Below are 26,103 nucleotides of genomic sequence, written 5' to 3'. Positions count from 1 at the left end.
TAATATCAAATGAAGTATATCGAACATATTTTATCCTGACGGCTATCGTATATTTTTTATATATGACTTAAATCGAGTGAACTATCGTATGATAGCGCTTTTAAATAAGCTATCAGTAAAATAGCCTTGTTTTCATGATGGAGTGATATGACCAGCTCAGAAAATAATCTCGAAGATGCGCTGATTGAAAAGTTGCTCGAGTTAAAATATACCAATAAAAACATTACTGACATAGATTCGCTGAATGCTAATTTTCGTGAACAGTTCAATGAATTAAATCAAGTACAACTTACTGACAATGAATTTCAACGGCTATTAGAAGAAAATATTAGTGCAGATGTATTTGCATGCGCTCATCGTTTACGTGAACAACATGTTTTCGATAGGGAAGATGGCACTCCTTTGTATTACACATTAGTTAATACTAAAGACTGGTGCAAAAATAACTTTGAGGTTATTCGACAATTTCGCCTAAATACAAAAAACAGCCATCATCGTTACGATGTAATTATCCTAATTAATGGCTTACCTTTGGTTCAGATCGAACTAAAAACCCTCGATATTTCTCCACGTCGAGCTATGCAACAAATCATTGATTATAAGAATGATGTTGGTAATGGTTATTTCGATACACTATTTGCATTCACTCAATTATTTATCGTTTCAAATCAAAAACAAACAATGTATTTTAGTAACAACCAACCTCAACATTTTAACTTTAATGCTGATGAACAGTTTTTACCTATCTACCATTGGGCAGATGATGATAATCAAAAAGTAAATAACTTACATGAGTTTGCTGATAAATTCTTAAATAAATGCAAACTTGGTAAGATGATCAGCCGCTACATGGTACTTGTCGCAACAGAACAAAAAATACTGATCATGAGACCATATCAGATTTATGCAGTCGAAGCGATTATTGAAAGTATTAAGCAGAACCGTGGGAATGGCTATATTTGGCATACTACAGGTAGTGGAAAGACGCTGACCTCCTTTAAAGCATCTACCCTACTTAAAGATAATCCCGATATTGAAAAATGCTTATTTGTGGTTGACCGTAAAGATTTAGATCGTCAAACTCGTGAAGAATTCAATAAATTCCAAGATGGTTGTGTTGAGGAAAATACCAATACAGCATCTTTAGTACGTCGATTACTTTCTACAAACCATAGTAATAAAGTCATTGTTACTACGATTCAGAAGCTAGCATTAGCTTTAAGTGACTCACCAGCAAGTGACAAATCGAAAACGAACAAAAATATCCGTTCAAAATATCCAAGCTTTAAGGAACAGCTTAAGCCTTTGCAGGATAAACGCATTGCGATTATTTTTGATGAATGTCATCGATCACAATTTGGTGAAAACCATCAAGCAATCAAAAACTTTTTTCCAAAATCTCAACTCTTTGGCTTTACTGGTACGCCTATATTTGATGAAAATAAAAGTGCAGTACGAATTTATATTAAAGATGATCAAGCCACTGAAGTCCAAACCACCAAAGACATTTTTCATAATCGATTACATGCCTATACCATTACGCATGCCATTGAAGATCAAAATGTTTTAAAATTTAATATTGAATATTTCCGAGCAACGCAGGTTGATCAAGACAAACCTATTACGGCTCGTGTTGGTGATCCAACTACCCAAGCAAAAATTGTTGATGCCATTTTGAATAAACACCATCATGCAACTCATGAGCGTAAATTTAATGCGATTTTCGCTACAAGTTCAATTAATGATGCGATTAGTTACTATCATTTATTTAAAGCAAAGCAAGCTGAGTTATTAGAAAGTAATTCAGACTATCCAATGCTCAATATTGCATGTGTATTCTCTCCGCCTGCTGAAGGTGATGCCGATGTCAAACAACTATCAGAAGACCTACCAAATGAGCAAGCAGATAACAAAGAAAAACCCAATGAGAAAAAACAGGCTTTAACAGCTATCATCAGTGACTACAACACGCGGTTTGGCACAAATCATAGTTTGGCTCAATTTGATAATTATTATCAGGATGTTCAACAACGTATTAAAGATCAAAAATATCCAAATAGTAATGCTACGCCACAATCAAAAAAAATCGACATTACCATTGTGGTCGATATGCTTTTGACAGGATTCGATTCAAAATATTTGAATACCCTATATGTTGATAAAAATCTGAAATATCATGGTTTAATTCAGGCTTTTTCACGTACTAATCGAGTCTTAAATGATTCAAAACCTTATGGAACTATTATTGATTTTCGTGGTTTAGAGTCCGCAGTGAATGAGGCTGTGAAATTATTTTCAGACTTAAACGAAGAGGATGATGCAAAAGAAATATGGTTAGTTGAGTCTGCATCACAAGTCATTGCCAAATTAGCTGTAGCGAAGCAACATTTAGATAACTTTATGCAATCGAAAGGTTTAGCTCCTCTTCCTGAAGAGGTTATTAATCTTCAAGGCGATACAGCAAAAGCTGAATTTATTAATAAATTTAAAGAAATACAGCGACTTCAAACTCAATTAAGCCAATATACAGATTTAAGTGAACAACAAGCAGAATCCATCCAAGCGATTATGTCTAAAGATGAGTTGCGTAGTTTTCAGTCAGTTTATCTAGAAACAGCTAAGCGTTTTAAAGCTCAACAAGAAAAGCCTGATAATCAACAAAATGATGAAATCCAACAAGTCGATTTTGAATTCGTCTTATTCAACTCTGCAATGATTGATTATGATTACATCATGAAACTAATTAGTAATTACAGTCAGGCAACACCTGAACAGCAGAATATGACTCGTGAGGAACTTATTAACCTCATTCGAAGTGATGCAAAATTTGTTGATGATGCTGATGACATTGCCGACTATGTTTATAGTTTAAAAATGGGGAAAGGTTTAAACGAAGCTGATATCAAACAAGGTTATGCACAGTTTAAACGTGAAAAAATTGATCATGAGATTGATGACATTGCTGAAAAATATGGTTTAGAGATTGAGGCTTTAAAATTGTTTGTGGATGCTACGCTTGCACGCATGATTTTAGACAATGATTTGTTACATGAGCTACTTTCTCCACTAGAGTTAGGCTGGAAAGAGCGTAGTAAAACTCGTAAATCTTTAATTCAAGATTTAACTGAACCGATGCAAAAACGTGCCAATGGGCGTGAAATTTCTGGGTGGGATGCACATGTCAAATAATCAGCTAGCAGACAATGATGAAGTAAAATATGTGCCGAAATTGCGGTTTACTGAGTTTAAAAATAATGATGGATGGAAGTTAAAGAAACTGTCTGCATTTGGAAAAACTGTATCAGGACTAACATATTCACCTAATGATATTAGAAATGAGGGATTGTTAGTTTTACGCTCATCGAATGTTCAAGATGGAAAAATATCACTTGAAGATTGTGTATTTGTTGATCCAAATATTAAAGGTGTAAATTTAACAGAAGAAAATGATATTTTAATTTGTGTTAGGAATGGATCAACCTCTCTCATAGGTAAAAATGCTTTAATTCCTAAAGACATGCCGTTATGCACACATGGTGCATTTATGACAGTATTTAGATCAAAAAACTATCAATTCGTTTTCCAATTGCTTCAAACGAATCTTTATAAAACTCAAGTTGCAAATGATTTAGGAGCTAGAATAAATTCTATTAATACTGGAAATTTATTAAATTATGACTTTTTTGTTCCAAGCCTACCCGAACAACAAAAAATTTCCTCTTGCTTTTCTTCCCTTGATGAACTGATACAAAATGAATCAAGTAAACTTGAAGCCTATAAGCAACATAAAAATGGCTTATTACAACAACTCTTTCCAAAAAATGGGGAAAGTGTGCCAACAGTAAGGTTTGAGGGGTTTAATGGGGATTGGGTAGAATCATCTTCCGAAAAAACATTTAGTCGAATAAAAACTAAAAATTTAGTGGGTGAAAAAAATGTCTTAACTATTTCTGCCCAAAAAGGATTAATCAGTCAAGAAGAATACTTTAATAAGTCTGTTTCATCTAAAAATGTTTCAGGATACTATTTAATTAAAAAGGGTGAATTTGCTTACAACAAAAGTTATTCTGCTGGTTATCCAATGGGTGCTATTAAAAAGCTATCTCGATATAAACAAGGAGTCGTATCACCGCTATATATCTGCTTTTCCGTAGATGATAAAATTATAGATAGTGAGTTTTTTCAATATTATTGTGATGGTGGATTTTTAAATTCTGAGCTTGGAAAAATTGCACAAGAAGGCGCAAGAAATCATGGTTTATTAAATATAGGCTTGGATGATTTCTTTAAGAACATTATTTTCAAAATTCCAAAAAAAAATGAGCAAGAAAAAATTGCTTCCTGCTTAACTTCTTTAGATGAAGTGATTTCCAATCAAAATAATTATATTGAGTTCCTTAAAGAGTATAAAAAAGGCTTAATGCAACAACTATTTCCTGTGCTTGAGGACGTTTCTGCATGAGTGATATTAAAAAAGTTCATAAATATAAAACGATTCGTAAAGTGACAGAACGTTTAAGAGATGATTTCACAAGTGGGAGCAATGACTTTTTACTCATTTATGCCTATAACGGTACAGGTAAAACTCGCCTATCTATGGAGTTTAAAGAGAAAGGGAAGACTCGACGTCGAGGGAATAATCCACCTATAACTCGAGACACTCTTTATTTTAATGCTTTTACTGAAGACTTATTCCGCTGGGATAATGATTTGGCTGGCGATACAAGTCGTAAATTACATCTAAATAGAGATTCAAGATTTTTTTCAGGTTTTCAAGAGCTTGCATTAGAAGAAAAAATTTATGCACATTTGGAAAAATATGCAGATTTTAATTTCCGCATCGACTATGAAGCATGGTCAGTATCATTTTCAAGAGTCGAATCCGTCAAGCATCGAGGACAACCCGAACCAACAACGCGGGCAATAGATGATATTAAAGTATCTCGTGGTGAAGAAAATTTATTCATTTGGTGCACGTTCTTAGCAATCTGTGAGTTAGCTATTGATAAGCAGGAAGCATATGACTGGGTAAAATATATTTATATTGATGATCCCATTTCCTCACTCGATGAAAACAACGTGATTGCTTTAGCGAGTGATCTCGCAAAATTACTTCGTACTTGCGAAGATAAAATTAAAGTCGTGATTTCTACACATCACGGTTTATTTTTTAATATCATGAATAATGAACTTAAAAAACATGACCATAAATGCTATTTTTTATACAAAAACAAGCATACCAACGAGTATCAATTACAGAGTACAGGCGATACGCCATTTTTTTATCATGTTGCAATGCTTAAAGAATTGAAAGATGCTTCAGATGCAAATCCTTGCAGACTTTATACATATCATTTCAATATTTTGCGTAGCATTATGGAAAAGACAGCATCGTTCTTTGGTTTCGATGATTTTTCGAGCTGTGTAAGTGGTATTGAAAATGAAGTACTTTTTTCTCGTGCATTAAATTTACTTAGTCATGGTAAGTATTCAGCATATGAACCTCAAGCTATGGGCTTAGATACCCAGCAGTTGTTCAAAAATATTTTATATGCGTTTTTACAACGCTATCCATTTCAATTACCAAATATTGGAGAAATTGTTCAACCAACTTCTTCTATATCTTCTCAAACCGATACACGACAGGAAATTCAAATATGACCGAACAGGAACAGCAAAAACTTGGCGCCTTGCTTTGGGATATTGCGAACCAACTTCGTGGTTCAATGAATGCCGATGATTTTCGGGATTACATGTTATCTTTTCTATTTTTACGCTATTTGTCATCAAATTATGAAGAATCCGTAGCAAAAGAACTTGGTTCAGATTATCCAAAACCAATCAGGAATGATAATGGAACAATTAAGCAAACTGCTTTAAGCATTTGGTATGCGGACAATCCTAATGATGTCGACGACTTTGAAAATACGATAAGAAGTCTAATCCATTATGTGATTAAACCTGAATTTCTCTGGAGCAATATTGCTGAACTTGCTCGTACACAACATAACGATTTACTTAAAACGCTAAACTCTGGTTTTAAATATATCGAGGAACAATCTTTCGCCCGTAATTTTAATGGTTTGTTCTCTGAAATTAATCTAAATTCAGAAAAACTGGGCAAAGAATACAAAAATCGTAATGACAAGCTCTGCTCAGTTATTAGTAGTATTGAAGAAAAACTCATAGGTTTTTCAACCAATAATGATACTTTGGGTGATGCTTATGAATATCTCATTGCACAATTTGCTTCAGGTTCAGGGAAAAAGGCTGGTGAATTTTATACACCGCAGCCGATATCAACGATCTTATCTCGTATAGTGACACTAGATAGCCAAGACCCAAGCACAGGTTATAAGAAAACATTAGAACGAATTATGGACTTTGCATGTGGTTCAGGTTCGCTATTGCTTAATGTACGCCAGCAAGCAAAAGAGCATGGCGGTAAGATTGGTAAAATTTACGGTCAAGAAAAAAATATCACAACCTACAACTTAGCGCGCATGAACATGTTGTTGCATGGTGTAAAAGATACTGAATTTGAAATTTTTCATGGTGATACTTTAACCAATGAATGGGACATATTAAGCGAGCTAAACCCATCTAAAAAAATTACTTTTAATGCGATTGTGGCAAATCCCCCATTCAGCTTAAAGTGGAATACAACTGAAGCTCTTGCAAAAGACTTTCGCTTTAAAGATTATGGCTTAGCTCCAAAATCTGCTGCTGATTTCGCATTTTTGCTTCATGGGTTTCACTTTTTAGCTGAAGATGGTGTAATGGCAATTATTTTGCCGCATGGTGTGTTATTCCGTGGCGGTGCCGAAAAGCAAATTCGACAAAAATTGCTCGATGATGGGCATATTGATACTGTAATTGGTCTACCAGCCAATCTATTTTTCTCTACGGGAATTCCTGTATGTATTTTGATCTTAAAACGTTGTAAAAAATTTGATGACGTTTTATTCATTAATGCTGCTGATTACTTCGAACCAAGCAAAAAACAAAATCGCCTACGTGATAAAGATATTGAAAAAATTGTAGATACTTATCAATATCGTAAAGAAGAAGAGCGTTACGCTAGACGAATAAGTTTAGATGAAATCAAAAATAATGATTACAATCTAAATATTTCTAGATATATCAGTACTTCCGAACCCGAAAAGCAAATTGATCTACAGGCTACAAATCAACAGCTACAATTGCTTGTTAAGCAAATCAAACAGTCGAAAGATGAACATAATACATTTTTAAAGGAATTGGGGTTACCTGAACTACCTTGATAAACAAACTCATTAAATAATAGACTTGAGCTATATTAGTCCCAACTTGATCTGGTACAGGTCATGAAAAAGAGAAAGTTTCACAATTATGATAGCGCTCACCATAAACAATCGTGAGCGCTATCATAATTATTACAAAGGCTTTTCAATAGTGACTATAAAAACACTTTTAAATTCAATTATTTTTATGGAGCATTACCGTTCTCATAATTGTTTTATAAGCGAATTATATATGTAGCCTACTAAAAAACAAAAAAATAAGGGAGCTTTCGCTCCCATTTTATTCACGACTTTGTATCTTATCTTCAATCCACTGATTCACTTCCCAAGCCACCCACCCAATACGTGATTCACTTAAGCGTACGGGTTTTGGAAAGCTTGAATCATAGTACTTTGAATCAACATTGATCATTTCATAGATCTTTGCCCGACTAATGCTTGTGAATTGAATCACTTCTTTAATATTAATAATTTGATTCATCTGAAAAGTCTGACCTGTGAACGCATTCATGATGTTTACTCCTGATCATTGATGCGAGCGGCAATTCGCTCAAATCATAGCGCTCTCCGTAAAAATTAACTTTCTGATGCAGTCAATTCACCGCCCTCACACTCATCTGTAATCCTTGCTGAACATCGTGTACAAAATTCTCAGCCTGATTTAGCCTAGCCTTTGCCTTAACTTTAGATTCAGCCTGTACTGGATGAGTTTCAGAATTTTCATCCGCATAAAACTCCCCCACTACATCCATACCGTCCTCGATATCAGCTTCAAAACATGCATTGGCAAAGCCTTGCCGTGCAGCAAAATCCACAGCCTCCTGATAAAAACCAGCCAGCTTACTTTGCTCATCAATCTGCTTTGCTTGCACAATGGCATCGTTAAGAGAAAACGCATCCCTAAGCGTTAAATCCACGTAGTAAACAGGAGTACGATAGCTTTGTGTGGTGGACTTGCCTCTAAGCGTGAGTTGCAGCGGCAAACATGACAGCAAACCATTCGATGCTGCATGGTAGTAACTTAGCCTTGCGGCTAAAGTTCTTATGCTGTTAAAGCCTGTCGTTCTAAAGATGAAAGCACCAAGCTCATCGGACTCATCTAAATTGACATGCAGCCGCCCATAAGGCTTACAATTGCCGCCTTGAGCCATTGAACATAAATCAGGGGATGGACATGGATGCTGTTCCACACCTTGATTGGTCAACCGCTGACAAGTTTCACCATTGCCCACACAGACAGGCCTGCCTGTCTGACGGTCAAACAAACTATATTCGGCTCTCAAATTAAGTTCAGGATCATTAAAGATCATCCGAACCGGAATGGTTCTGAGTTTTTGATTGGGTGCTTTAGCACGGAGTTGTTCATCCAGTGGATGTTTGACCCAGCCATCTTTATTCTGAATTTGGCTGGTAATCGTGAACTGGTCATCTTTTTCTGGCAGCCGTTTGCCATTTTTCTCGACGACCTTACCGATACTGATGCGCCCTAGAATTGGCGGTGTTATTGCTAGACCCTTAATCATGATGCTGTCCTCAAAGTTATTATTTACGTTTGTCTGGTTGATATGTAGAAATCATTTTTTCTTCGCAATTCAGTCCATATTGTTCTCTGTAAGTACTTCGGTGCTTGCAGGGAACGGGGCTGTTTTGCGCTTTTTTGCAGATATGCACTTATTTGAATATCGGCTTTATGCATCATGGCAATAGATGTTAAAACGCCGGGAACCCTGCTTGCTTTGCGAGAATTGATTCAGATATTCAGGGTGCCGTTTCAATAAAGCTTTGCTGTCCAAGCTGATCGAGTCCTTGGACTTTTTCCAAGTTACTGAACCTGTTTTAAAGGTGGCGCGCTCAGCCTGCTGCATCCTGGCCTGTAGCTGATGCTTCAGCAGGTCAAACTGCTCCTGATACTTGTCGATTTGGTTGCGGACTTGAATCAGCTGTTCAAACTGTTGATTGGCTTGATCATCTAACGATAAATCTGTCGTACTGAGCGGTACATGCTCCGGATACAGCAGCTGCAAAGCTTTAGCTGCGGAGTCACTGGCATCTGCATCAGGCGGTGTATCCTTCTCGACACATTCCCAGAAATAACGTTCAGCATTGATGATGTGCTGAATCACTGATTCAGAACGGGTCACTTTAAAAATGCGGGTTTCATGTCCGCAAATCAGCACGCAGATATGGGCTGTCTTCTTCCCAGTCACTGCCAATTGATGCTGTACCTGACACAGCACATATAAAGGCACACCATCCCGCCACAGCTTGGCGCCGTATTCTCCTGCAGTTTTGCATTCCAGAATCTGCACATCTGCATCACCGACTACGGAATAATCCAAGTTCGCCAGCATAAAAGACTTGTCTGGATCAGGATGCTGCAGCACGGCATTGACGCGGCGGACCTTATTGTTGGTATGCATGCTGTAATACTCAGCAACAAGCGGTTCGAGGCGCCTACCCCAATACAGCGGTGCATGGCCTGCGCTTTCATCTTCAATAGATTGTTTAATCCGTCCTGTTTTAATCATCCACAGTTCCAGCATCGACATATAGGGATTGAGTCCACAGGCTGCTGCACAGTCACTGCTGCCAATACCTTGCCTGCGTACTTCCAGCCATTCGGCCTGACTGAGCTTTTTGGTATCGACAAAGCGTTTGGCGCTGAAGAACTTGGGCGCACTAAACGGTTTCGGCTGTGCAGATGCTGCAGATAGATTTGATACGCTATTCATGGTGAATTCCCCTGTATTGAATTTTGGGCATAAAAAAGCCGCATCCGAAGACGCGGCTTTAAGAGCTAGATATTTGGGTCATGGGTGAAAAGAAATATTTGGCCTTGTTCAGTAATACTTAGGCTAATTCATGGAACTGAGGACTATTCAGCTTAGGCAAGTATACGCAGTGCCTGTTCCAGCCCGCGCTGCTTCAGTCCAGCGCCTGCACCAAACCACGCTGAATCCAGACGGTGATCCTGACTCATCGCCCGGCGTTCGTGATCGGCAAATTCCGTGATACTGCACAGCAAGCCATAAGCGGTGTCTTTGGCTGAGCTGAGTTCTGCCCCGCGACCATGCCCGTTAAACATGGTCATGACTTTCGACATGGCACGGCCATTCGGTTCAGTCTTGTCTTTGCTTTGCGATTTACTGGCTACATTACGGTAGAACTGAATAATGCCTTCATTCTGCTCTATCGGACTCAGGCTGGCATTGTTAAACACGGCATCAAAATAAGCGGCTGCTTCAGTCTGGGTAACTTTACGTTGACTGAGCTGTTTCATCTCGTACATATGCTCATCCCATGCACGGACGGATATTCCTAGCTGCTGCTTAATCTTGCCTGCATCAAAGCGGGTGCTGTGCGGCACTTTCACCACACCGGCACTGCTGTTCTGCCCTTTTAGCGCAATCGCCAAGGTGTTATTGCACACCACACGGATTGAAGTGAATTGCGCAGTCGTCGCCAGTGTGCCGTCACAGCCGGTTGCCAGCAAGATATAGCCATTGCTGACATCCTTGCCTTTTAAGGCTGCACTTTGTCCGGTTTTGGCTAAAGCCCAGAATTTCTTGCCGCCTTTCAGTACCCCAGCGGTTTCCAGTTCAAAGCCGGACTGCTCAGTTAAGTCACGGTAAAACTCTAACACCTCTGCAGGCTGCACTTCCTGATAGCGCTGGCTGACCACAGACAGTGGTGCATGGGTATCTGAGCGGTACAGCACACGCTGTTCTTCATAAGGCATGATGATGCTTTGCCCGCGTTCATTCTGCGCCATATAGCTGACATTGGACGATTCAATACGCCAGTCCATCCCTGCCTGCTGCGCCCAGACTTCAATCGGCTGGTTTTGCGTAAGCTGGTTGCCGAGGCCATGCCAAGGGGTTTCACCGACATAAGCCATTTGTTCAAGTAGATGTGCCATACAATAATCCTGATGGTAAATAATGAATAAATTGAAATTGATAAAAATGCACAAATGAGCTGCGGGCTATTTGCGAAATGGCGGACGATGGGATGTATGTGTCTGCTCGGCAATCACCAGAATCACCCCACCCAGCATTGCTCCTGCAATCCCGCCAATAAAAGGTGAATAGCCCAATGACTTCGCTAGAGACATGCCTAAAACAGCCAGTGTGGTCGGTGAATTACTGAGGCCCAAGCTCTGCACCATCGGCTTTAATGGTTCACGCTGTGGAAACATGGCGTCTTCAATCTGATCAAAATCTCGATACGGCATAAAAAGAACTCCTGAAAGTGTCTGTTTGCATCAGCTGCCGACTCATCATTCAACGGATGAACATTCAGCCTCTGCTTCATTCAGGTGTTATGTATCTGAAATTATTTACAATCTGTTTTTGCTGATTTTTTATGCTCACCCCATTCAATCAGCAAGAAATGAAATTGACCGGCTTTTCGCTTGGCATTATGATGAACATGCTGGCCTACATTGCCAGCCGGTTTTGACAGACCGTTTCCTAAGAACACTAAAAGTTTTTTTACTTTTGGTGCGTAATCTCGTGTCCCCTTCTCGTTGAGGTAGGACGGGAGGGGGACACCTTCGGGTGTGCTGATTCTTAGGTTCAGTCTGTCAACCCCCTTTCGTTCTGCCACCATAATCAATTGACAGTGATTTGGCAGAACTTCTTAGTACCTAAGGAGTCAATCATGACTGTTTTATTATCCGCTGTTTGCAGCATCCCTATTCCTTCTCATCTGCCCAAACCCTACGGTTCTTCTGCCTTGCTTGGGCAATGAAGATCATTGCACGACTGATTTTAATCATTGGGATACTGGTCTGGCTGGGCCCTGCTGTTATTGGCTTTTTGCTGATGATGCTGCTGTTCTGGCTCCTGGTTGAACTGGCTGGCTGGAACAAACCGCCACGCTCCTAACACCAGGCCATAACCTGTACCTCCTTAAAATCAGACGCCGATCATCCTCTATTTATGATGAGAATTATGATGTCTCTTTTTGATCGCCTGCCCTTACTGGGCATTGCGCTGCTGGCGGCTGCCGCTTCAGCTGGCTGCGAAAGCAAATCCAAACGTGAATTTAATGCAGGATGCCAATCCGGCGGCACAAACCGTTCCACCTGCGCCTGTGTCTATGACCGGCTGGAAACACATTATTCAGCGCAGGTGATGCAAAAACTCAGTGAACAGAATGTCAGCCAGCTGGATTTGCCTGCAGATTTCGGTGAACAGATGCTGCGTGCTGCTCAATACTGCCAATCTCGCTAGGGGTGCGAATATGCAAATCAAACATTATCTGATTGGGGTTTACCTGCTGATTGCCCTGCTGTTCTCAGCCTACTTAAAAGGCTGCAGCGCGACAGCAGACCGAAGCTACGCCTACAACCTCGGCAAAGCTATCGTTTGGCCAGTTTCCATGCTAAATTAACGTCGTTCAATTAAAAACTTGCTAAACAACAATAATTTGGAACTATTTTAATGAATAAACAGATCAAGACTTTTCTGCAATCCGGGGTGATTGCAGCCTGCCTAACCGCACCCGTCTTCAGTCACGCAGACATGGCGCAGGTGATGGCGCTGGTCAACGATCCAGCTGCTGCGCCTGCAGTGAAACGCTGTGAAGGCAATGTCAATTGCAATGCGTTTGTAGCGCTCAGCAGACAATGGCAGATGATTCCCAAAGATGACCCTTTGCGCTACTTCATCTATAGCGCTGATCTGAATGCGCTCATCCGGGAAGGCAAAGATCTGCATGAGCAGAAACTCATGGATCTGGATGACTTTGCCTATCAGGTGTTTGATTATCACGCTGAAAATTTCAATGACCGCTGGCTGTATGTCAAAGGCTTATGCGTACTGAAGTATGTGCAGCGCACCCAGTTCGCACAGCCGTAATCAAGCCCTTTGGATTTATCCGCATTCCCGATTTTAAAGGACATACCGCCATGAAAAAAATGATCATCACGGCTGCAATTTGCACCCTGCTCACCGCCTGCAGCAAAATACCTGAAAGCCCAGCTTCTGCTGCTGATAGCGCACATGAATCTGTTTCACCTGAGGACAGCGCCGCGAAAGATGAGGCAAAAGAGCGTGAGGCCGAAGCAGCCGCCATCGCGCATGACCGCTATGACCCGGACAGCATTTATGAAGGGGCTGAGAATATTGATATTCCGCCTCCGCAGCTGAAAAGAAAGCTATTGCCCGGTGAAGCACTTGAAGTGAAGTTTAGGCCTGCCGAAGCTTATGTTGGATTTAAGGTGCGCACAGAGACGGTCTTGGATACCACACGCTTACACGTTTTTTCTGAAATTGACGATGTGCTGGATAAGGTGGAAATGGACAATCCCAACTGCAAAGTTATTGGCATAGAACCATATACGGTTAAATTTCCTAAGCGAACCTACTACGGCGATAAATTCAACCTGCTGCTAAAGGGATGTACTGCGGATGAAATCAAGGAAATCTATCTTTACACCGCACATGGCAAATTAACCTACAGCGCCATTGTTGATGAATAGCCTCCTCAGCAGCTATAGCTGAAACTCTGACAGGTGCTGTAATGAAGATTACACGCTTTGCTGAATCAGGTGATGCCTTGATCGTTAAAACACGCTCTGGGGAGTGCTGTAGGGGCTATCCCCCCGCGAAATCAGCTCTTTTTAGCACAGGTCTATAAACCATTTTCCTCTGTCTTGGCTTATTCTGCCTATCCATTGAATCAGCGCAAAAAATTTCAATCCCCCGGAAGAACTGAGACAGAGAACATTTACCAAGAAGAATGACATGACCCATATAAAATTATTCACTACTGCCTGCTTATCGATAGCATTACTCAGTGCTTGCAGCCCTTCACAAGATAAGGCCAAACAGCAAACTGATCAGCCACAGGCAGAGCTTGATCCAAAAACCCAGAAATTCATGCAAACGGATTTAAGCGAAACGCTGCCCGAGGATGAAATGCCGGCTTCATCTGCAACAGCTATGTAGAATGAAAATTTGGACACGGCATCGATTGCTGATGAAGAAACGGAAGCTGAAGCCATGCCTGAAGAAGAACTTGACATACGCGTTTACCGCGCTGAATCGCAAGGTTCATTGACGGGCTATATCGATAAGATCGACATTATTTCACTCAACGATCAGCCCACCACCATTACCGGCATACAAGTCAACCGCGGCAACTGCGGCATTACCCGCATGTATGATTATAAAAACATGCGTTACGGCTCAGCGGCTTTAGCCTACCCGCGCTGCAAAGTTGAGAAAATTCGTGAAGTCAGCATCAGTACCGCCAATGGAACTTATGCTTATCGGATTGGGTAATTTCAACATAAGATGTGTAATGTTGTAATACATTACACATCCATTTCATCAAGGATAATCACTACATAACTTAAACCCTTGAACAGCAGGGGATAGCAACTACACAATCGCGGCGTTTGCCAATCTCGTACTGCCCTTTACCAAATGAACGCATACCACTTACTTTCACTCGTAGATGCTGATGGTCTTTTTCAGGATTGACCAGATACATTGCAGCATTGATTGCATTCTGTACTTGCTGGGGATTGCTTCGGTAGATCATACCAATGCCTAAAATGCCTTTTTGATTAAAGCGTTCTTTGTACTCAGGAGAGTTAGAAGTAAAGACATAACCTTTACCCTCTGTTATCTTAGTCCAGCATTGCCCAACCTGTATGGCCATACCGAAATCTTTTTGGTGCTTATGTCCGTCGTAGATCAGTAATACATGGCTGTGATAACCCTTTTTCTCCCCTTGTTCAATAGCCCATATATACCCCTGCAGGTCTTTGAAACAGGTATCTTGATTCTGTACACGGTTAATGAAGATACGTAGGTAATGATTAAACTGCTCAATACCGACTTCATGCTGGTGCTCTAGTGCTATACTTAAATCAATCCGTATAAACAGCAATTTGGAATAGTGTTTAGTCAGCTGAGTTAGATATTCTTCTAAACCATTACGATTTCTTTTCTCTTGATTCTTAAACCCTAACAATTCTAAATTAACATCATTAAAATAAATTAAAGCATTATTCCATAAAAACCTTAATTCATAATTACTTAGATCATCAATGCTCTTAGTTCCAAGCAATATTTCATCTAATGAACATACCATTCTCTTAAAGACACAGATACTCTCACTGTACTTCAAATAAAGTTTATAAACTGCTTTGAACTTAGGAACGAGATCATTCAATATATTTTTAAATAGAGTTTCATTAAGTTCAGTTTTATAGATTGACTGTATAAACCGATCTACATCAATCAAGACTTTTGATTCATTATTAATTGATAGTATTAAGCACATATAATATCCTAGTGAATGTTTAATGCATATCACTAGGCATTAAGTTTTCTTTTACATACACATAAATATTATGCAATAAACCTAAATGGTTAATATAGAAAATATACTAACACTAAGATATATTCATTATATTAATAACCTGTTCATCAGTAGTGAAAAATCCCCTTGTTACATAGACAGTTATTTTCAAGTATAGCCGTGTAACACAGAAATTTATCTTAAAGCGACTTAAGCTAAAGTTAGGTCACCTAAACCCCATCATTTTGATGAAGTTTTTGATGTTGATGACCCTTTACTGAACATTTTGATCTTTTTATTCTTTTTCACATCATAAAATTTTGGCAAATAGAAATGTCTATAAGTAAAGTAAGGAACTAGCTTTTCCAAAAGCACTTTTTTCAGTCTTGTATTTCTCTTCTCAAAGTGCACCAACGTTGAGGTTAAAAGCTCTTCAGAATTCATCAAATTTACAGACACCAAACCACTAGATCTAAAGTACCTTATATGTTCAGATGATAGTGCATTTTTACCCTTAAATTTTTCCCATGCTAAAATAAGATTTTGTTCAAATGAAGAAAAACAAAAACCATATGACGGCTCAACGAGTAAAACTATATCGACATATGGATCGACTTTTTGTTTCTCAAATTGATTATGAATGAATTTATTTGACCAAATCAAAAAATATCCGTTAAGGTCTTTGAGTAAACCACTCCGTTTATGAACTCTTAAAAACTCAGTAAAATTCACTGAGAATGTTTCTCTTTCTTTCAAAATTGAAACATTACCAACCTCAGCATAAAATTTAAAACGGCAGATCAATTGATCATGCTTTAGTAAACCGCCTAAATATTCTTGAGCATCTCTCGTACGTCGCTTACAAGCAAAAGATTCATCAAAATTAGTGATTGCATGGTTTTCATTACTTATATCGAATCCAGGGCTCCTAGCTGACAGTGGGTCTGGATGGAGGTCTCGCAATGTATTAAGATGCTGTAGAGTTTGAACATCCGTAATCGCTTGACTACCATTCAGTGATAACCTCTCTAATTCAGACCATAGTTTACTATTCAAAACTTTCTGAAAGCGTTGCCATAGCCATCCATCAAGTTCTTTGATGTGATATCTAAGCTCAGGTTGTTGACACAATAAATTAAAAAGATAGATCAATTGGCAACCTAGCTTACTCGGCTCTACAGACGTAATCAGGTCATTAAGTTTTTCAACGAAAAAAAATGGTTCACTGCCAATATTTAAAAATGTTTGAAAAACTTGTAAGCAACCAAGTATTTCTCTATTCAACGTTTTAAGTTGCTCTAATTCATATGGAAGTTCAGATAAGAAAATTCTATCAATCTCTAATTCCTTTTGAAGTTGGACTGATAAAATTTTAGTTGACCAAACCTTCTCAGTATCAGAAATATAACTCATTAATTCTGCTTGGCTGATATGTGTAAGATTTTTAAGCATTCCCGCTTTATCTGGCTTAAGACTTAAGGTCCAAGGTTTCCACACTTGTTCATGTCGAAATTCTTCATCACTTAATTCGCATATTGGAGAAGCGTAATAAAAAAAATCATCGTGCCTGTAAAATGAACCAACAGCCCAATATAAAAAAATTTCTAATTTTCCAATATTATTGATTAATCCGACTACATCCTCTCCTGAGATCCGACTGAGTTCACTGCCCCAATTTCGAAATTTTATCTCTATATCATTTATGCACATTTCAGCCAGCAACTCGAGCTGACCTATACATTTATTAATGTTCGAAAGGGCCTGACTGGGATAGATTAAAATACAATTTAAGAAACACCCTTGCTGACCATCATCTTCAAACTTGAATAAAACTTTAAGTAAACGGGTATCTGATGCGATCTGCTGTTCGATTAAACGAAACACGTGAAACTGCTGCCTCTGATCTTTGGTCAGTCTTAACTGGTATATCACGTTTATTGTGCTCAAGCTGCCATAGCGCTTATAAAGCTCATAAATCTCACTTTGACTCGCAACAAGTCGTTGCTGATTCATAGAGATCCAATTTGACCCACTACCACCTAAATCTAGTTGTTGTTTAAAAATAGAATAGAACTTAACACAAGCGCCAGCAGGAAATTTTTGCCCATATTCGGCATGGTGACTCAAACTTTGAAGAAATTTATTGTGCCCAAAACCTATTACCTGTTGATCATATAGTTCCAAGCATTGTTTAAAAACATGAAATAACTCAAATCGAATTTGATACGGGTAATCAAAAATACCCCTATGTTCTTCACCAAGACGTTCAAATATATTTTGAATAGTTGACGCTATTTGAAAGTCACTTTCATTTAACACTGAGCCATTAATAGCTTTGTTACCGAGATAACAAAGAGCATCAAAGAGCCGCATCCAATTTTTGAAAATCGCAATGTCTTTAACATCATCACTTCCCCAATCTTTGTAATCGATATCGTATTTATTTTTTAGAATTTTTATCATACTTCTATCAGAAGTATATTGAATATCAGGCATAAATACCAACTAACTAATTGTAATTTAATAATTATACCTATTAAAAAATACATTTAACAACATATTATTCCAACTAATTAACTTAATAATTCAGTTCTTAACTATAAAAGTCATCTTATAAATCTTATTAATCCACACTAAATTTTAGATTTTTTTTTGATCAGTGTAGAATTCTACATATCTACTTAAGCTACTTTTTTGACATGACTGCCAAAATAACCATTGCTGAATTTTGTAAAAAATACGAGGTGAAAAGACACCTTCTTAATTACCAATTTGAAAAGAATGCAATTGAAAGAGATTTCGACAAAAAATTTGATGAACAGAAAATGTTAACGTTGCTTAACATCCAAAAAGAAGACAATGTAGAAATTCAACATTTGCAAAAACAACTAGAAAAACAGAAGAGTCATATTGAATATTTGACGAATTGCAATATTGAAAATCGGACAAAAATAGTAGAATTAAAAAGTCGCATACTTGAAGCTGCTGTATTTACAGGTCTCCATCTATTTCCACAAACCCAAGCATTAGCTTCACCAGTTTCAGGAGCAATAAGATCCATTTACGTGATGAGAGAACAAAATAAAAATATACAAACTACTGATACTCCCTTAGAAATTAAGTAGACGCATCATAATCAAACCATCTTAGTCATATTGGGGGTATAACTAGGGGTAAAATAAATATATAATTTAAAAATAAATAATTATTTCATAATATTAAGTTAAAAATATGACTCCCTCTCTCGCCAAATTCGAAAGAACTGCAATCCAAAGCAGTGAAGAAAGGCTTAAACTGTAATGGTTTAGGCCTTTTTATCGTATACCATTCAGCAAAAATACCCAGCAGTTCTAAAATCGTGAAAATAAACTGGGAAAAATCGTCAAGATTGAGGTTTTTATATTATCTACTGCGGCTTAATAAGCTCAGATCAGGCTAGCGGGTGTCACATTAGGCAGCCAATTTCGCCTCTATATATAATTTATATTTAAAAATGATTTAAACAGAAAAGAACTGAGCAACAGACGGTTTATATTCACTGCTTTTGAAGCCTTATTTATCTTCAAAATATTTCTGGCATCCCTGAAAAAACTCCTCGTTGAAATTCATGGACGGATCATCTTTATCATCATCGCATTGATCTACAGATTTAAGATTGTCTTGTACATAGCGATAGCCATAGTATTGCTCTGTACCCTCCTCAAAGCCACCAAATTCCTGTTCTTTGTTGGACTGAAAATACAGCAATACAGCAATGGCGATAAACATAAGTACCACGACAGTACTGATCATTCTGGTCCGTTTTGTCATCTTATATATTCTCCTTGAGCCTATTGACCTATTGATAAGCAACCCTCATCCGGGCACTTTGCCAGAAAAAAGTCACTTATCCCTACCGATGAAATGATAAGAACGGGATTCCTCATTCAAGCCCCACAGAAGATCCTTTATTTCTGTTGTCTGATTGGATTTTCAGGCTGTTCGTCCGGATTTTTTTGCGGATTGGCTGTCCCGATATGCTGGTCGGGTTGGTCCGGTTGAGGGTTGGGTGGATTAGGGTGTTTCTGCTGATCAGGATGTTGAATTAAAGGAACAGGCTGTTTTTGCTGATCTGGTTGTGAATTATCTTGTTCAGTCATGTTTATCTATCCTGTGCATTGCCATTGATCACTGCGCTACATCAGCATTAATCTACGCCTTAAATTTAATCTTCCAACTCCAGCCATGTTTCAATTTCCATCATTGTAAATGTAATATCTCTAGATGATTGATCTGCAACAAACGCGATGAAATCAGCTTCACATTGATTACCAAAAGCCTGTAAAGTCCGATCTTTCATTAACATGTCACCTAAATGGCACAATTACTGCATCTCATTACTTCAAGCTCACAAGGTAAAAAAACTGTCGAGATATGATCATATAAATGCAATATTTCCATGATAACAATCATATAACAGAGCCTTAATTCGACCTGTAACAGCACATTGAACACATAGAAAAACTGCTATTCGGGAGTAGATATGAATACCAGCAATAATTATGTCAAACAAATCAAGAATGCTAAACGTGGTGGTTATACTCCAACGATTGCCAAAGATATGAATAAACATAAAATTCAAAAAGCGATTCGACTCATTGAACAGTGGCGAAAGCTTGCCAATGAACTTAAACCACAAATGCAAATCGATATGGCTTTAACCCTGGAAGAATGTGCACAAGACCTGGATCAGATTTTAAGGAGCAAATAACCGATTCAATGGCAAAAGCACATGAAGGTAAATAGCGGATGTAGAGGATGATTGAGAATTTCCAAATCCATTCACCAAATCCAACCGCTCATTTTTTGGCTTGCGTTTTCAAAAAAAATCGCTATTATTCTCTGCACGTTGCCGGCATAGCTCAGTTGGTAGAGCAACTGACTTGTAATCAGTAGGTCCACAGTTCGAATCCGTGTGCCGGCACCATTTTATACTTAGCCTCGCTTTTTAGTGAGGCTTTGTTGTTTTTAGATGATTACTTTTAAAACTTAGATTTTAAAACTTACAATATTCAACAGCCAGTTCTTTAGGGTGTGTGCGCCGTGATTTGCACATATTTGACCAGACCATCTACATACAGCTTATGACAGAGCTTTGCGGTCATGCGAATTTTAAAGGCATCCAGATCGGTATTGTGCTGGGGTAATTGCTGAATGTAATTTGCAAAGCCCTGCAAAACGGCAGGCGATAAATCCCGAATGGTTATATCGGTAAAATCATGCTGCCGGAATGTCTGTTCTAATGCCGATACCGTCATTAAATCATCTAAATGCACATCGGCAGCTTTTAACAACCATTTATATTTCTGCTTTTGCACTGCGCTTAAATTCAGCCATTGCTCAGACAACATTAAATAATGCATACCCAAGCGGCCTTTTTCGTTTAACACCGCGCTGACCGCATAAAGAAATGAATTTAAATCGCAATGATAAGCAGCATCGATACATAGCACCACATCAAAGCACTGCTTGAAAGGAATCTGTTTTAAATTTAAAAAAGATTGCTGATAGATGGCTGCAAGTTGCGGAAGATGCTGTTGAATTTGCTGCACGCAGCTGGATTGTAACTCGACTGCTTCAATATGCCGAACCTGATAGTGCTGCTGCCAGTGCAGCAGACTTGCCCCCTGCCCACAGCCTAGATCCAGCAAACAATCATTTGCATTTAAAGCGACCGCTTGCGCCAATTGATCTGCCAATTGGGCACAAGCTTCTGGATAGGACAACGTTGCATCCTCCCAATAACCCAGATTGCTCCAGGCGAGTACGGCATCATCTCCTAACTGTTTTGCGTTAATCGCGTATTTATGTTGAGGAAGTTTCTGCCGAATCGCTTGAAGCCATTTCATATTTTAGTAGCCGAGTTGTGGGGCAACCTCAACTTTAGGTTTTAATCCAACAAACGGCAATGGAGCACCTAAAATTTCTGCAATATGCATCGCTGAAGTCACGGCAGATTCGAGCACTGGCAAACCATCACAAGACCATGAACCACAGTAGAATACTTTACGGTTCATATCTTTATGCCGAATTTGCAGTTCTTTATTCAACGCAACGGTTTGAGAATCTACCACCGCACGGGTTAAGGTCACGGATGAAATGATTTTTTTCGGGTCAATATCCGTCACCGGCTGCCAGGTTTGGAACACTGGATTTTTACCGACCAGACTTGGTTCGACCGAATTCAACCAGACTGTAAATTGCTGACGGGTAAATTTACGGTCCATCATATAACTGAGCACCGCCCAATCTTTACGCTTAGGTGGCATGACAGTCTGGTCGGTATGAATGACCAGCTGCCCCTGTTCAAATTTAAATTGCTTTAACAATGCAAGATCATCAGCAAATTGTTCATTATCCAGGAATTTTTCGATTTTATTGGTGGGTGTGGCCACAATCACATGGTCAAACACATAGTGTTCGCCCTGTGAATTTTCAATCAACACGCCCTGCTCTTGCTGTTGAACATGAGTAATGGCCGAACCACCACGAATTTCAATGCCTTCAATCAGCTTGTCGACCAGGGCCGGGGTACCGCCCTGTAAACGTAACAAGGCATCACCATTGGTCAATTGACGCAAGAAAACCAACAAGGGTTTTGCCGGCCATTCCCCAATGGTTTTCGGATTACAGGTACAGATGGTATACAGCACCGGCATCACTGCGCCATGCCAGAACACTTCTTCTATATCATTGTCATTGATGAATTCAGCCAGTGTAATGTCCTGGTTCTTCGATTTGAAAAATTTGGCGATGGCTGTTTTGAGTTGCAGCATGCCTTTAACCAGGCGCCAGCCGTATTGCTGGATACCTTTACGGTTATTAATAATCGGGAAATTACCAATGCGACTACGCGAAGTGGTCAACCAGGTTTCAGTACGGTCTTCAAACAACCAGCTGCATGCCATATAAGTGCGTACAGGAAAGGTTTTGATTCCCAAGTAAGTTGCCAGACTGAGGGTGTTTTGCCACAAATGCGGATTCATGACGCGCAAAGGTGCATCAATTAAGCCGCCTTCGAATTCAATGCTATGGCTATCCATACCACGACCCGGTAGAGCTTCAAAAATAGTGATGCTATGCCCTGCATCTTTAAGAATTCTTGCAGTAGCTAGCCCAGCCATGCCACTACCAATAACTGCAATATCCAAAATTATTATCCGTCAGTTACACATATGATTCTTGAAATTATGAACCAAGCGAGATTAAAAGGGGGTATTAAAATATTCCAGAATATGTTTTTTTAACAAAAGTCATCATAATTGGAATTAGAAATTTTTTTACATTTATTTATACAACAAATAACATAAAATAAATTCAATATATTATTAAAATTTACAATCTTAACAGATAAAACTGTTTAAAAAAGCATATATATATTAACCAATATTATAACGATTGTTTTACAAAACCAAAAAATATCACTATGATGCATCACATAATAATTGGACTAACATATCCACTTTTAATCACCTATAACTATGCAAATGCTGTAAAAACAAGAAAATTTATTTCGCAAAAAGCCCCTAAAAATTTAGGGGCTTCTTTATTTTTCGAGTGACCAATGAATGGCTAAAATTAACCGGCAACCGGAATCTCACCAAACTTGCCGCTATTAAAGTCGTTAAAGGCTTGAACGATCTCATCTTTGCTATTCATCACAAAGGGACCATAGCCCTGAATTGGCTCATTCAAAGGTTGGCCGGTCAGTAGCAAAAATTTGCTGTCTTTAATCGCTTCCAGTTGAATATCGGCTTCACCATCTTGAGCAAACATGACAATAGAACTGTCTTGCACATGCTGCGTTCCATTCAACTGCATTTCACCTGACAGCACCACAACCAACACGTTGTGATCGACAGGGACATGCAGATGCTGAACCTGCTCTGCCTTGAGTTCGCCATCCCAGACATTGACCGGACTATGGGTTGAAGCAGGACCGCGATATTCTGCATCACCGTCCATATAGCGGCCGGCAATTACCCGGATATGTCCTGCACCCTGTTCAAACTCAATCACAGGAATATCATGTGATTGAATAGCCTGATACTTAGGCGGGGTCATTTTGTCCGCTGCCGGCAAGTTGACCCACAGTTGGACCATTTCAAACAATCCGCCATTCTTGGCAAAATCTTCAGAATGAAACTCTTCATGTACCAAACCTGCACCGGCAGTCATCCATTGCACATCGCCACTTTGAATGGTGCCACCACCACCCGCCGAGTCTTTATGTGTCACTTCCCCCTGATAGGCGAGGGTGACGGTTTCAAAACCGCGATGTGGATGCGAGCCGACACCATGCTGCTGCGTCGTCGGACTAAAATGATAGGGTGCAGCATAATCCAACAGTAAAAATGGACTAATCGCCTGGCCTAAACGGTCGTAGGAAAACAGGTTCTTGACCGGAAAACCATCACCCACCCAATGCATGTTCTGGTTACGGTAAACGCCAATCACTTTTTTCATCTTTTAAACTCCTATATTCTCGATAGGATGAACATGAGCTTATATTAGTGCGTTCATTGTTCTGAATATATAGCGACCTCAATACACAGTGTCCCATGAATAAGACAAAATGACTTTATAGAATAATCATCAAGTTTAAATATTTAAAATAAAGGCTCATCTTTATAAATTATCCTATTTTCATGATTAATCTTCTCGAAATCAGCGCTTTCATTGTCCTATTTTCACACTTAGCATAAAAAATATCACGACATCACCACACTGTTATTTTCGGTTGATGTCAGTATGTTTTTCATCACAAGGAGGAATAGAAAAATGGGCAAACCCTATGTTCGTTTAGATAAAGATAATGCAGCGGTTCTGTTGGTCGATCATCAAACCGGTCTGTTATCCCTAGTACGTGATATCGATCCTGACAAATTTAAAAATAACGTACTGGCACTTGCCGCAGCTGCCAAATATTTCAATCTTCCGACCATTTTAACCACCAGTTTTGAACAGGGCCCCAATGGTCCATTGATTCCTGAACTGAAAGAAATGTTCCCGGATGCACCCTATATTGCCCGTCCAGGTCAAATTAATGCCTGGGACAATGAAGACTTTGTCAAAGCAGTTAAAGCAACAGGCAAAAAGCAACTGATTATTGCCGGTGTGGTGACTGAAGTCTGTGTGGCCTTCCCGGCACTTTCAGCGCTTGAAGAAGATTTTGAAGTTTTTGTGATTACCGATGCGTCCGGTACTTTTAACCACCTCACCCGTGATTCTGCCTGGGAGCGTATGTCTAATGCCGGTGCGCAACTGATGACCTGGTTTGGCGCTGCCTGTGAATTACACCGTGACTGGCGTAACGATGTTGAAGGTTTGGGGACTTTGTTCTCGAATCACATTCCTGATTATCGCAACCTGATCAACAGCTATAACCAGCACAGTGGTCAAAAACAACCATAATCTTTTTTAGAATAAGCGGTCTTCGGATCGCTTATTCTGTCTTATTCAATATCCGTTATCTGGCTGATTTTCAGCTAGAATAATAGCTATTCCCTGATTCAGTTTGGAGCATGATGTATGCATTCATTTGATGATGATTATTACTTTTTCCTGGTGGTCAAACACGGCGGATTTAGTGCAGCAAGTGAAGCTAGCAATATCACCAAATCAAAACTCAGCCGCCGCATTTTAGACCTGGAAAGCCAGTTTAATGTCAGCCTGATTCAGCGTTCCACCCGTCATTTTAAAGTGACGCCTTTGGGGCAGGAATTTTATCAGGAATGTTGCAAGGTCATTGCTCAGGTCGAATGTGCCAATAATGTGTTGCTGAAACAGAAAAGTGAGCCACAGGGCCTGATTAAAATCAGCTGTCCTGCGCTGATGATGCAGTTTCAGGTGCGCACTTTACTCAATCAATTTTTAAAAGATTATCCCAAAGTCCAGATTGAACTGGAGCTGACCAGCCGCCGTGTCGATCTGCTGCATGATGATATCCGACCTGGCGATCCGTACCAATTTTCAGGCCAATGAAGATTCCAGTTTAATTGTCCGTGATGTGATTAAAACCACGCATTGTCTGATGGCCAGTCCGGAACTGCTACAAGGACGACAAATCCAGCATTTCACCGAATTGCATGAATTTCCGAGTATTGTTCTCGGTACGCAAAAATCACAATATTACTGGCATTTGCACAATCGCGAGCATGATGAAGCCATAGATATTCCACTGCAACCGCGGATCAAAAGCAATGATCTGGCAGGAGTCTACTATGCCGTACGTGACGGTTTAGGCATTGCTGACTTGCCCTATTTGGCGGTTGAACAGGATATCCAGCAAGGCAAGTTGATTCATGTGTTACCGGAATGGTGCTCGAATTTAGGTACGGTACAGCTGGTGTATGCCTCGCGTAAAGGCCAGCGTCTGGTGATGGAAAAACTGATTGATTACCTGATTGAAGGTTTAAGGGATTTAGCCAAAGATCATCTCGGCTATATGCCTTAATTTGCA

Annotated in this window: 27 protein-coding genes, 1 tRNA gene and 1 pseudogene; 16 read left to right on the top strand and 13 right to left on the bottom strand. The window is 39.4% G+C overall.

Annotated features, from left to right (window positions below; all coding sequences use genetic code 11):
- Positions 1-147: 147 nt before the first annotated feature.
- The 4 genes from WAE57_RS07515 to WAE57_RS07500 are packed head-to-tail and all read left to right on the top strand — an operon-like array spanning position 148 to position 7,283.
- Positions 148-3,189, top strand: coding sequence for a type I restriction endonuclease subunit R (locus WAE57_RS07515; RefSeq protein ID WP_337709719.1), 3,042 nt, complete (start codon positions 148-150; stop codon positions 3,187-3,189).
- The gene (locus WAE57_RS07510; protein WP_337709717.1) at positions 3,179-4,462 is read left to right on the top strand and encodes a restriction endonuclease subunit S; all 1,284 of its coding nucleotides are present in this window, start codon (positions 3,179-3,181) and stop codon (positions 4,460-4,462) included. The genes WAE57_RS07515 and WAE57_RS07510 overlap by 11 nt, the downstream gene beginning before the upstream one ends.
- Positions 4,459-5,661, top strand: a complete 1,203-nt coding sequence (locus WAE57_RS07505) for an AAA family ATPase (protein ID WP_337709715.1) — start codon at positions 4,459-4,461, stop codon at positions 5,659-5,661. Before WAE57_RS07510 ends, WAE57_RS07505 begins: the two co-directional genes overlap by 4 nt.
- Complete coding sequence (locus tag WAE57_RS07500; protein ID WP_337709713.1) at positions 5,658-7,283, top strand: type I restriction-modification system subunit M; 1,626 nt, start codon at positions 5,658-5,660, stop codon at positions 7,281-7,283. Before WAE57_RS07505 ends, WAE57_RS07500 begins: the two co-directional genes overlap by 4 nt.
- A 280-nt stretch (positions 7,284-7,563) precedes the next feature.
- On the opposite strand, the gene WAE57_RS07495 is transcribed toward WAE57_RS07500, so the two are convergent.
- From WAE57_RS07495 to WAE57_RS07475, 5 genes are all read right to left on the bottom strand, one after another.
- A complete protein-coding gene (locus WAE57_RS07495; protein WP_067869440.1) occupies positions 7,564-7,794 on the bottom strand; it encodes an AlpA family phage regulatory protein in 231 nt (76 codons plus the stop codon).
- Positions 7,795-7,876: 82 nt separating this feature from the next.
- Positions 7,877-8,806, bottom strand: a complete 930-nt coding sequence (locus WAE57_RS07490) for a hydrolase or metal-binding protein (RefSeq protein ID WP_337709707.1) — start codon at positions 8,804-8,806, stop codon at positions 7,877-7,879.
- Positions 8,807-8,971: 165 nt separating this feature from the next.
- Entirely contained in the window at positions 8,972-10,015 is a 1,044-nt protein-coding gene (locus WAE57_RS07485; RefSeq protein ID WP_337709705.1) for a lambda-exonuclease family protein, read from the bottom strand.
- A 152-nt stretch (positions 10,016-10,167) separates the two neighbouring features.
- A complete protein-coding gene (locus tag WAE57_RS07480; RefSeq protein WP_337709703.1) occupies positions 10,168-11,202 on the bottom strand; it encodes a DUF932 domain-containing protein in 1,035 nt (344 codons plus the stop codon).
- 66 nt (positions 11,203-11,268) lie between these two features.
- Positions 11,269-11,481, bottom strand: coding sequence for a hypothetical protein (locus WAE57_RS07475; protein ID WP_337709806.1), 213 nt, complete (start codon positions 11,479-11,481; stop codon positions 11,269-11,271).
- A gap of 550 nt (positions 11,482-12,031) precedes the next feature.
- On the opposite strand from WAE57_RS07475, the gene WAE57_RS07470 reads away from it, so the two are divergent.
- The 7 genes from WAE57_RS07470 to WAE57_RS07440 all read left to right on the top strand — a co-directional run bounded on the left by WAE57_RS07470 (position 12,032) and on the right by WAE57_RS07440 (position 14,575).
- Entirely contained in the window at positions 12,032-12,172 is a 141-nt protein-coding gene (locus tag WAE57_RS07470; RefSeq protein ID WP_337709701.1) for a hypothetical protein, read from the top strand.
- Positions 12,173-12,241: 69 nt separating this feature from the next.
- Positions 12,242-12,520: a hypothetical protein gene (locus WAE57_RS07465; protein WP_337709699.1), complete on the top strand. Its 279-nt coding sequence runs from the start codon at positions 12,242-12,244 to the stop codon at positions 12,518-12,520.
- Between the two features lie 10 nt (positions 12,521-12,530).
- Positions 12,531-12,680 carry a hypothetical protein gene (locus tag WAE57_RS07460; protein ID WP_337709697.1) on the top strand — a complete coding sequence of 50 codons (150 nt, stop codon included), beginning with the start codon at positions 12,531-12,533 and terminating at the stop codon, positions 12,678-12,680.
- Positions 12,681-12,730: 50 nt separating this feature from the next.
- Entirely contained in the window at positions 12,731-13,147 is a 417-nt protein-coding gene (locus WAE57_RS07455; protein WP_337709695.1) for a hypothetical protein, read from the top strand.
- Positions 13,148-13,197: 50 nt separating this feature from the next.
- The gene (locus WAE57_RS07450; protein WP_337709693.1) at positions 13,198-13,770 is read left to right on the top strand and encodes a hypothetical protein; all 573 of its coding nucleotides are present in this window, start codon (positions 13,198-13,200) and stop codon (positions 13,768-13,770) included.
- A gap of 265 nt (positions 13,771-14,035) precedes the next feature.
- The gene (locus tag WAE57_RS07445; RefSeq protein ID WP_337709692.1) at positions 14,036-14,239 is read left to right on the top strand and encodes a hypothetical protein; all 204 of its coding nucleotides are present in this window, start codon (positions 14,036-14,038) and stop codon (positions 14,237-14,239) included.
- A 9-nt stretch (positions 14,240-14,248) separates the two neighbouring features.
- A complete protein-coding gene (locus tag WAE57_RS07440; protein ID WP_337709690.1) occupies positions 14,249-14,575 on the top strand; it encodes a hypothetical protein in 327 nt (108 codons plus the stop codon).
- 70 nt (positions 14,576-14,645) lie between these two features.
- On the opposite strand, the gene WAE57_RS07435 is transcribed toward WAE57_RS07440, so the two are convergent.
- Complete coding sequence (locus WAE57_RS07435) at positions 14,646-15,584, bottom strand: inovirus-type Gp2 protein (protein ID WP_337709688.1); 939 nt, start codon at positions 15,582-15,584, stop codon at positions 14,646-14,648.
- Positions 15,585-15,842: 258 nt separating this feature from the next.
- Positions 15,843-18,098 (bottom strand): hypothetical protein, encoded by a 2,256-nt coding sequence (locus tag WAE57_RS07430; protein ID WP_337709686.1) that lies wholly within the window; start codon positions 18,096-18,098, stop codon positions 15,843-15,845.
- A 203-nt stretch (positions 18,099-18,301) separates the two neighbouring features.
- Between WAE57_RS07430 and WAE57_RS07425 the strand changes: the two genes are divergently transcribed.
- Positions 18,302-18,727 carry a hypothetical protein gene (locus tag WAE57_RS07425; protein WP_337709684.1) on the top strand — a complete coding sequence of 142 codons (426 nt, stop codon included), beginning with the start codon at positions 18,302-18,304 and terminating at the stop codon, positions 18,725-18,727.
- Positions 18,728-19,154: 427 nt separating this feature from the next.
- Here the strand turns inward: WAE57_RS07425 and WAE57_RS07420 are convergent, their stop codons facing one another.
- From WAE57_RS07420 to WAE57_RS07410, 3 genes are all read right to left on the bottom strand, one after another.
- Positions 19,155-19,412 carry a hypothetical protein gene (locus WAE57_RS07420; protein WP_337709682.1) on the bottom strand — a complete coding sequence of 86 codons (258 nt, stop codon included), beginning with the start codon at positions 19,410-19,412 and terminating at the stop codon, positions 19,155-19,157.
- A gap of 137 nt (positions 19,413-19,549) precedes the next feature.
- The gene (locus tag WAE57_RS07415; protein ID WP_086174652.1) at positions 19,550-19,741 is read right to left on the bottom strand and encodes a hypothetical protein; all 192 of its coding nucleotides are present in this window, start codon (positions 19,739-19,741) and stop codon (positions 19,550-19,552) included.
- Positions 19,742-19,806: 65 nt separating this feature from the next.
- Complete coding sequence (locus WAE57_RS07410; RefSeq protein WP_337709680.1) at positions 19,807-19,941, bottom strand: hypothetical protein; 135 nt, start codon at positions 19,939-19,941, stop codon at positions 19,807-19,809.
- Positions 19,942-20,124: 183 nt separating this feature from the next.
- On the opposite strand from WAE57_RS07410, the gene WAE57_RS07405 reads away from it, so the two are divergent.
- Together WAE57_RS07405 and WAE57_RS07400 are read left to right on the top strand one after the other, a co-directional pair.
- Entirely contained in the window at positions 20,125-20,352 is a 228-nt protein-coding gene (locus tag WAE57_RS07405) for a hypothetical protein (RefSeq protein WP_086174653.1), read from the top strand.
- 140 nt (positions 20,353-20,492) lie between these two features.
- Positions 20,493-20,568, top strand: a tRNA-Thr gene (locus WAE57_RS07400).
- Between the two features lie 100 nt (positions 20,569-20,668).
- Here WAE57_RS07400 and WAE57_RS07395 read toward each other — a convergent pair.
- The 3 genes from WAE57_RS07395 to WAE57_RS07385 all read right to left on the bottom strand — a co-directional run bounded on the left by WAE57_RS07395 (position 20,669) and on the right by WAE57_RS07385 (position 24,107).
- Positions 20,669-21,490, bottom strand: coding sequence for a class I SAM-dependent methyltransferase (locus tag WAE57_RS07395; RefSeq protein ID WP_337709677.1), 822 nt, complete (start codon positions 21,488-21,490; stop codon positions 20,669-20,671).
- Positions 21,491-21,493: 3 nt separating this feature from the next.
- Positions 21,494-22,792 carry an FAD-dependent oxidoreductase gene (locus tag WAE57_RS07390; protein WP_337709674.1) on the bottom strand — a complete coding sequence of 433 codons (1,299 nt, stop codon included), beginning with the start codon at positions 22,790-22,792 and terminating at the stop codon, positions 21,494-21,496.
- A 427-nt stretch (positions 22,793-23,219) separates the two neighbouring features.
- On the bottom strand, positions 23,220-24,107 hold the full coding sequence (locus WAE57_RS07385) for a pirin family protein (protein WP_337709671.1): 888 nt from the start codon (positions 24,105-24,107) through the stop codon (positions 23,220-23,222).
- Positions 24,108-24,422: 315 nt separating this feature from the next.
- On the opposite strand from WAE57_RS07385, the gene ycaC reads away from it, so the two are divergent.
- Positions 24,423-25,055, top strand: coding sequence for an isochorismate family cysteine hydrolase YcaC (gene ycaC, locus WAE57_RS07380; protein ID WP_337709669.1), 633 nt, complete (start codon positions 24,423-24,425; stop codon positions 25,053-25,055).
- A gap of 117 nt (positions 25,056-25,172) precedes the next feature.
- Positions 25,173-26,097 (top strand): annotated as a pseudogene (locus WAE57_RS07375) (LysR substrate-binding domain-containing protein).
- The last annotated feature ends 6 nt before the right edge of the window (positions 26,098-26,103 follow it).

It is taken from the genome of Acinetobacter sp. NS-4, assembly GCF_037402435.1.
GTDB lineage: Bacteria > Pseudomonadota > Gammaproteobacteria > Pseudomonadales > Moraxellaceae > Acinetobacter.
Note: the sequence above shows the minus strand (reverse complement) of the source record. Positions and strands in the feature narration are given on the sequence as shown.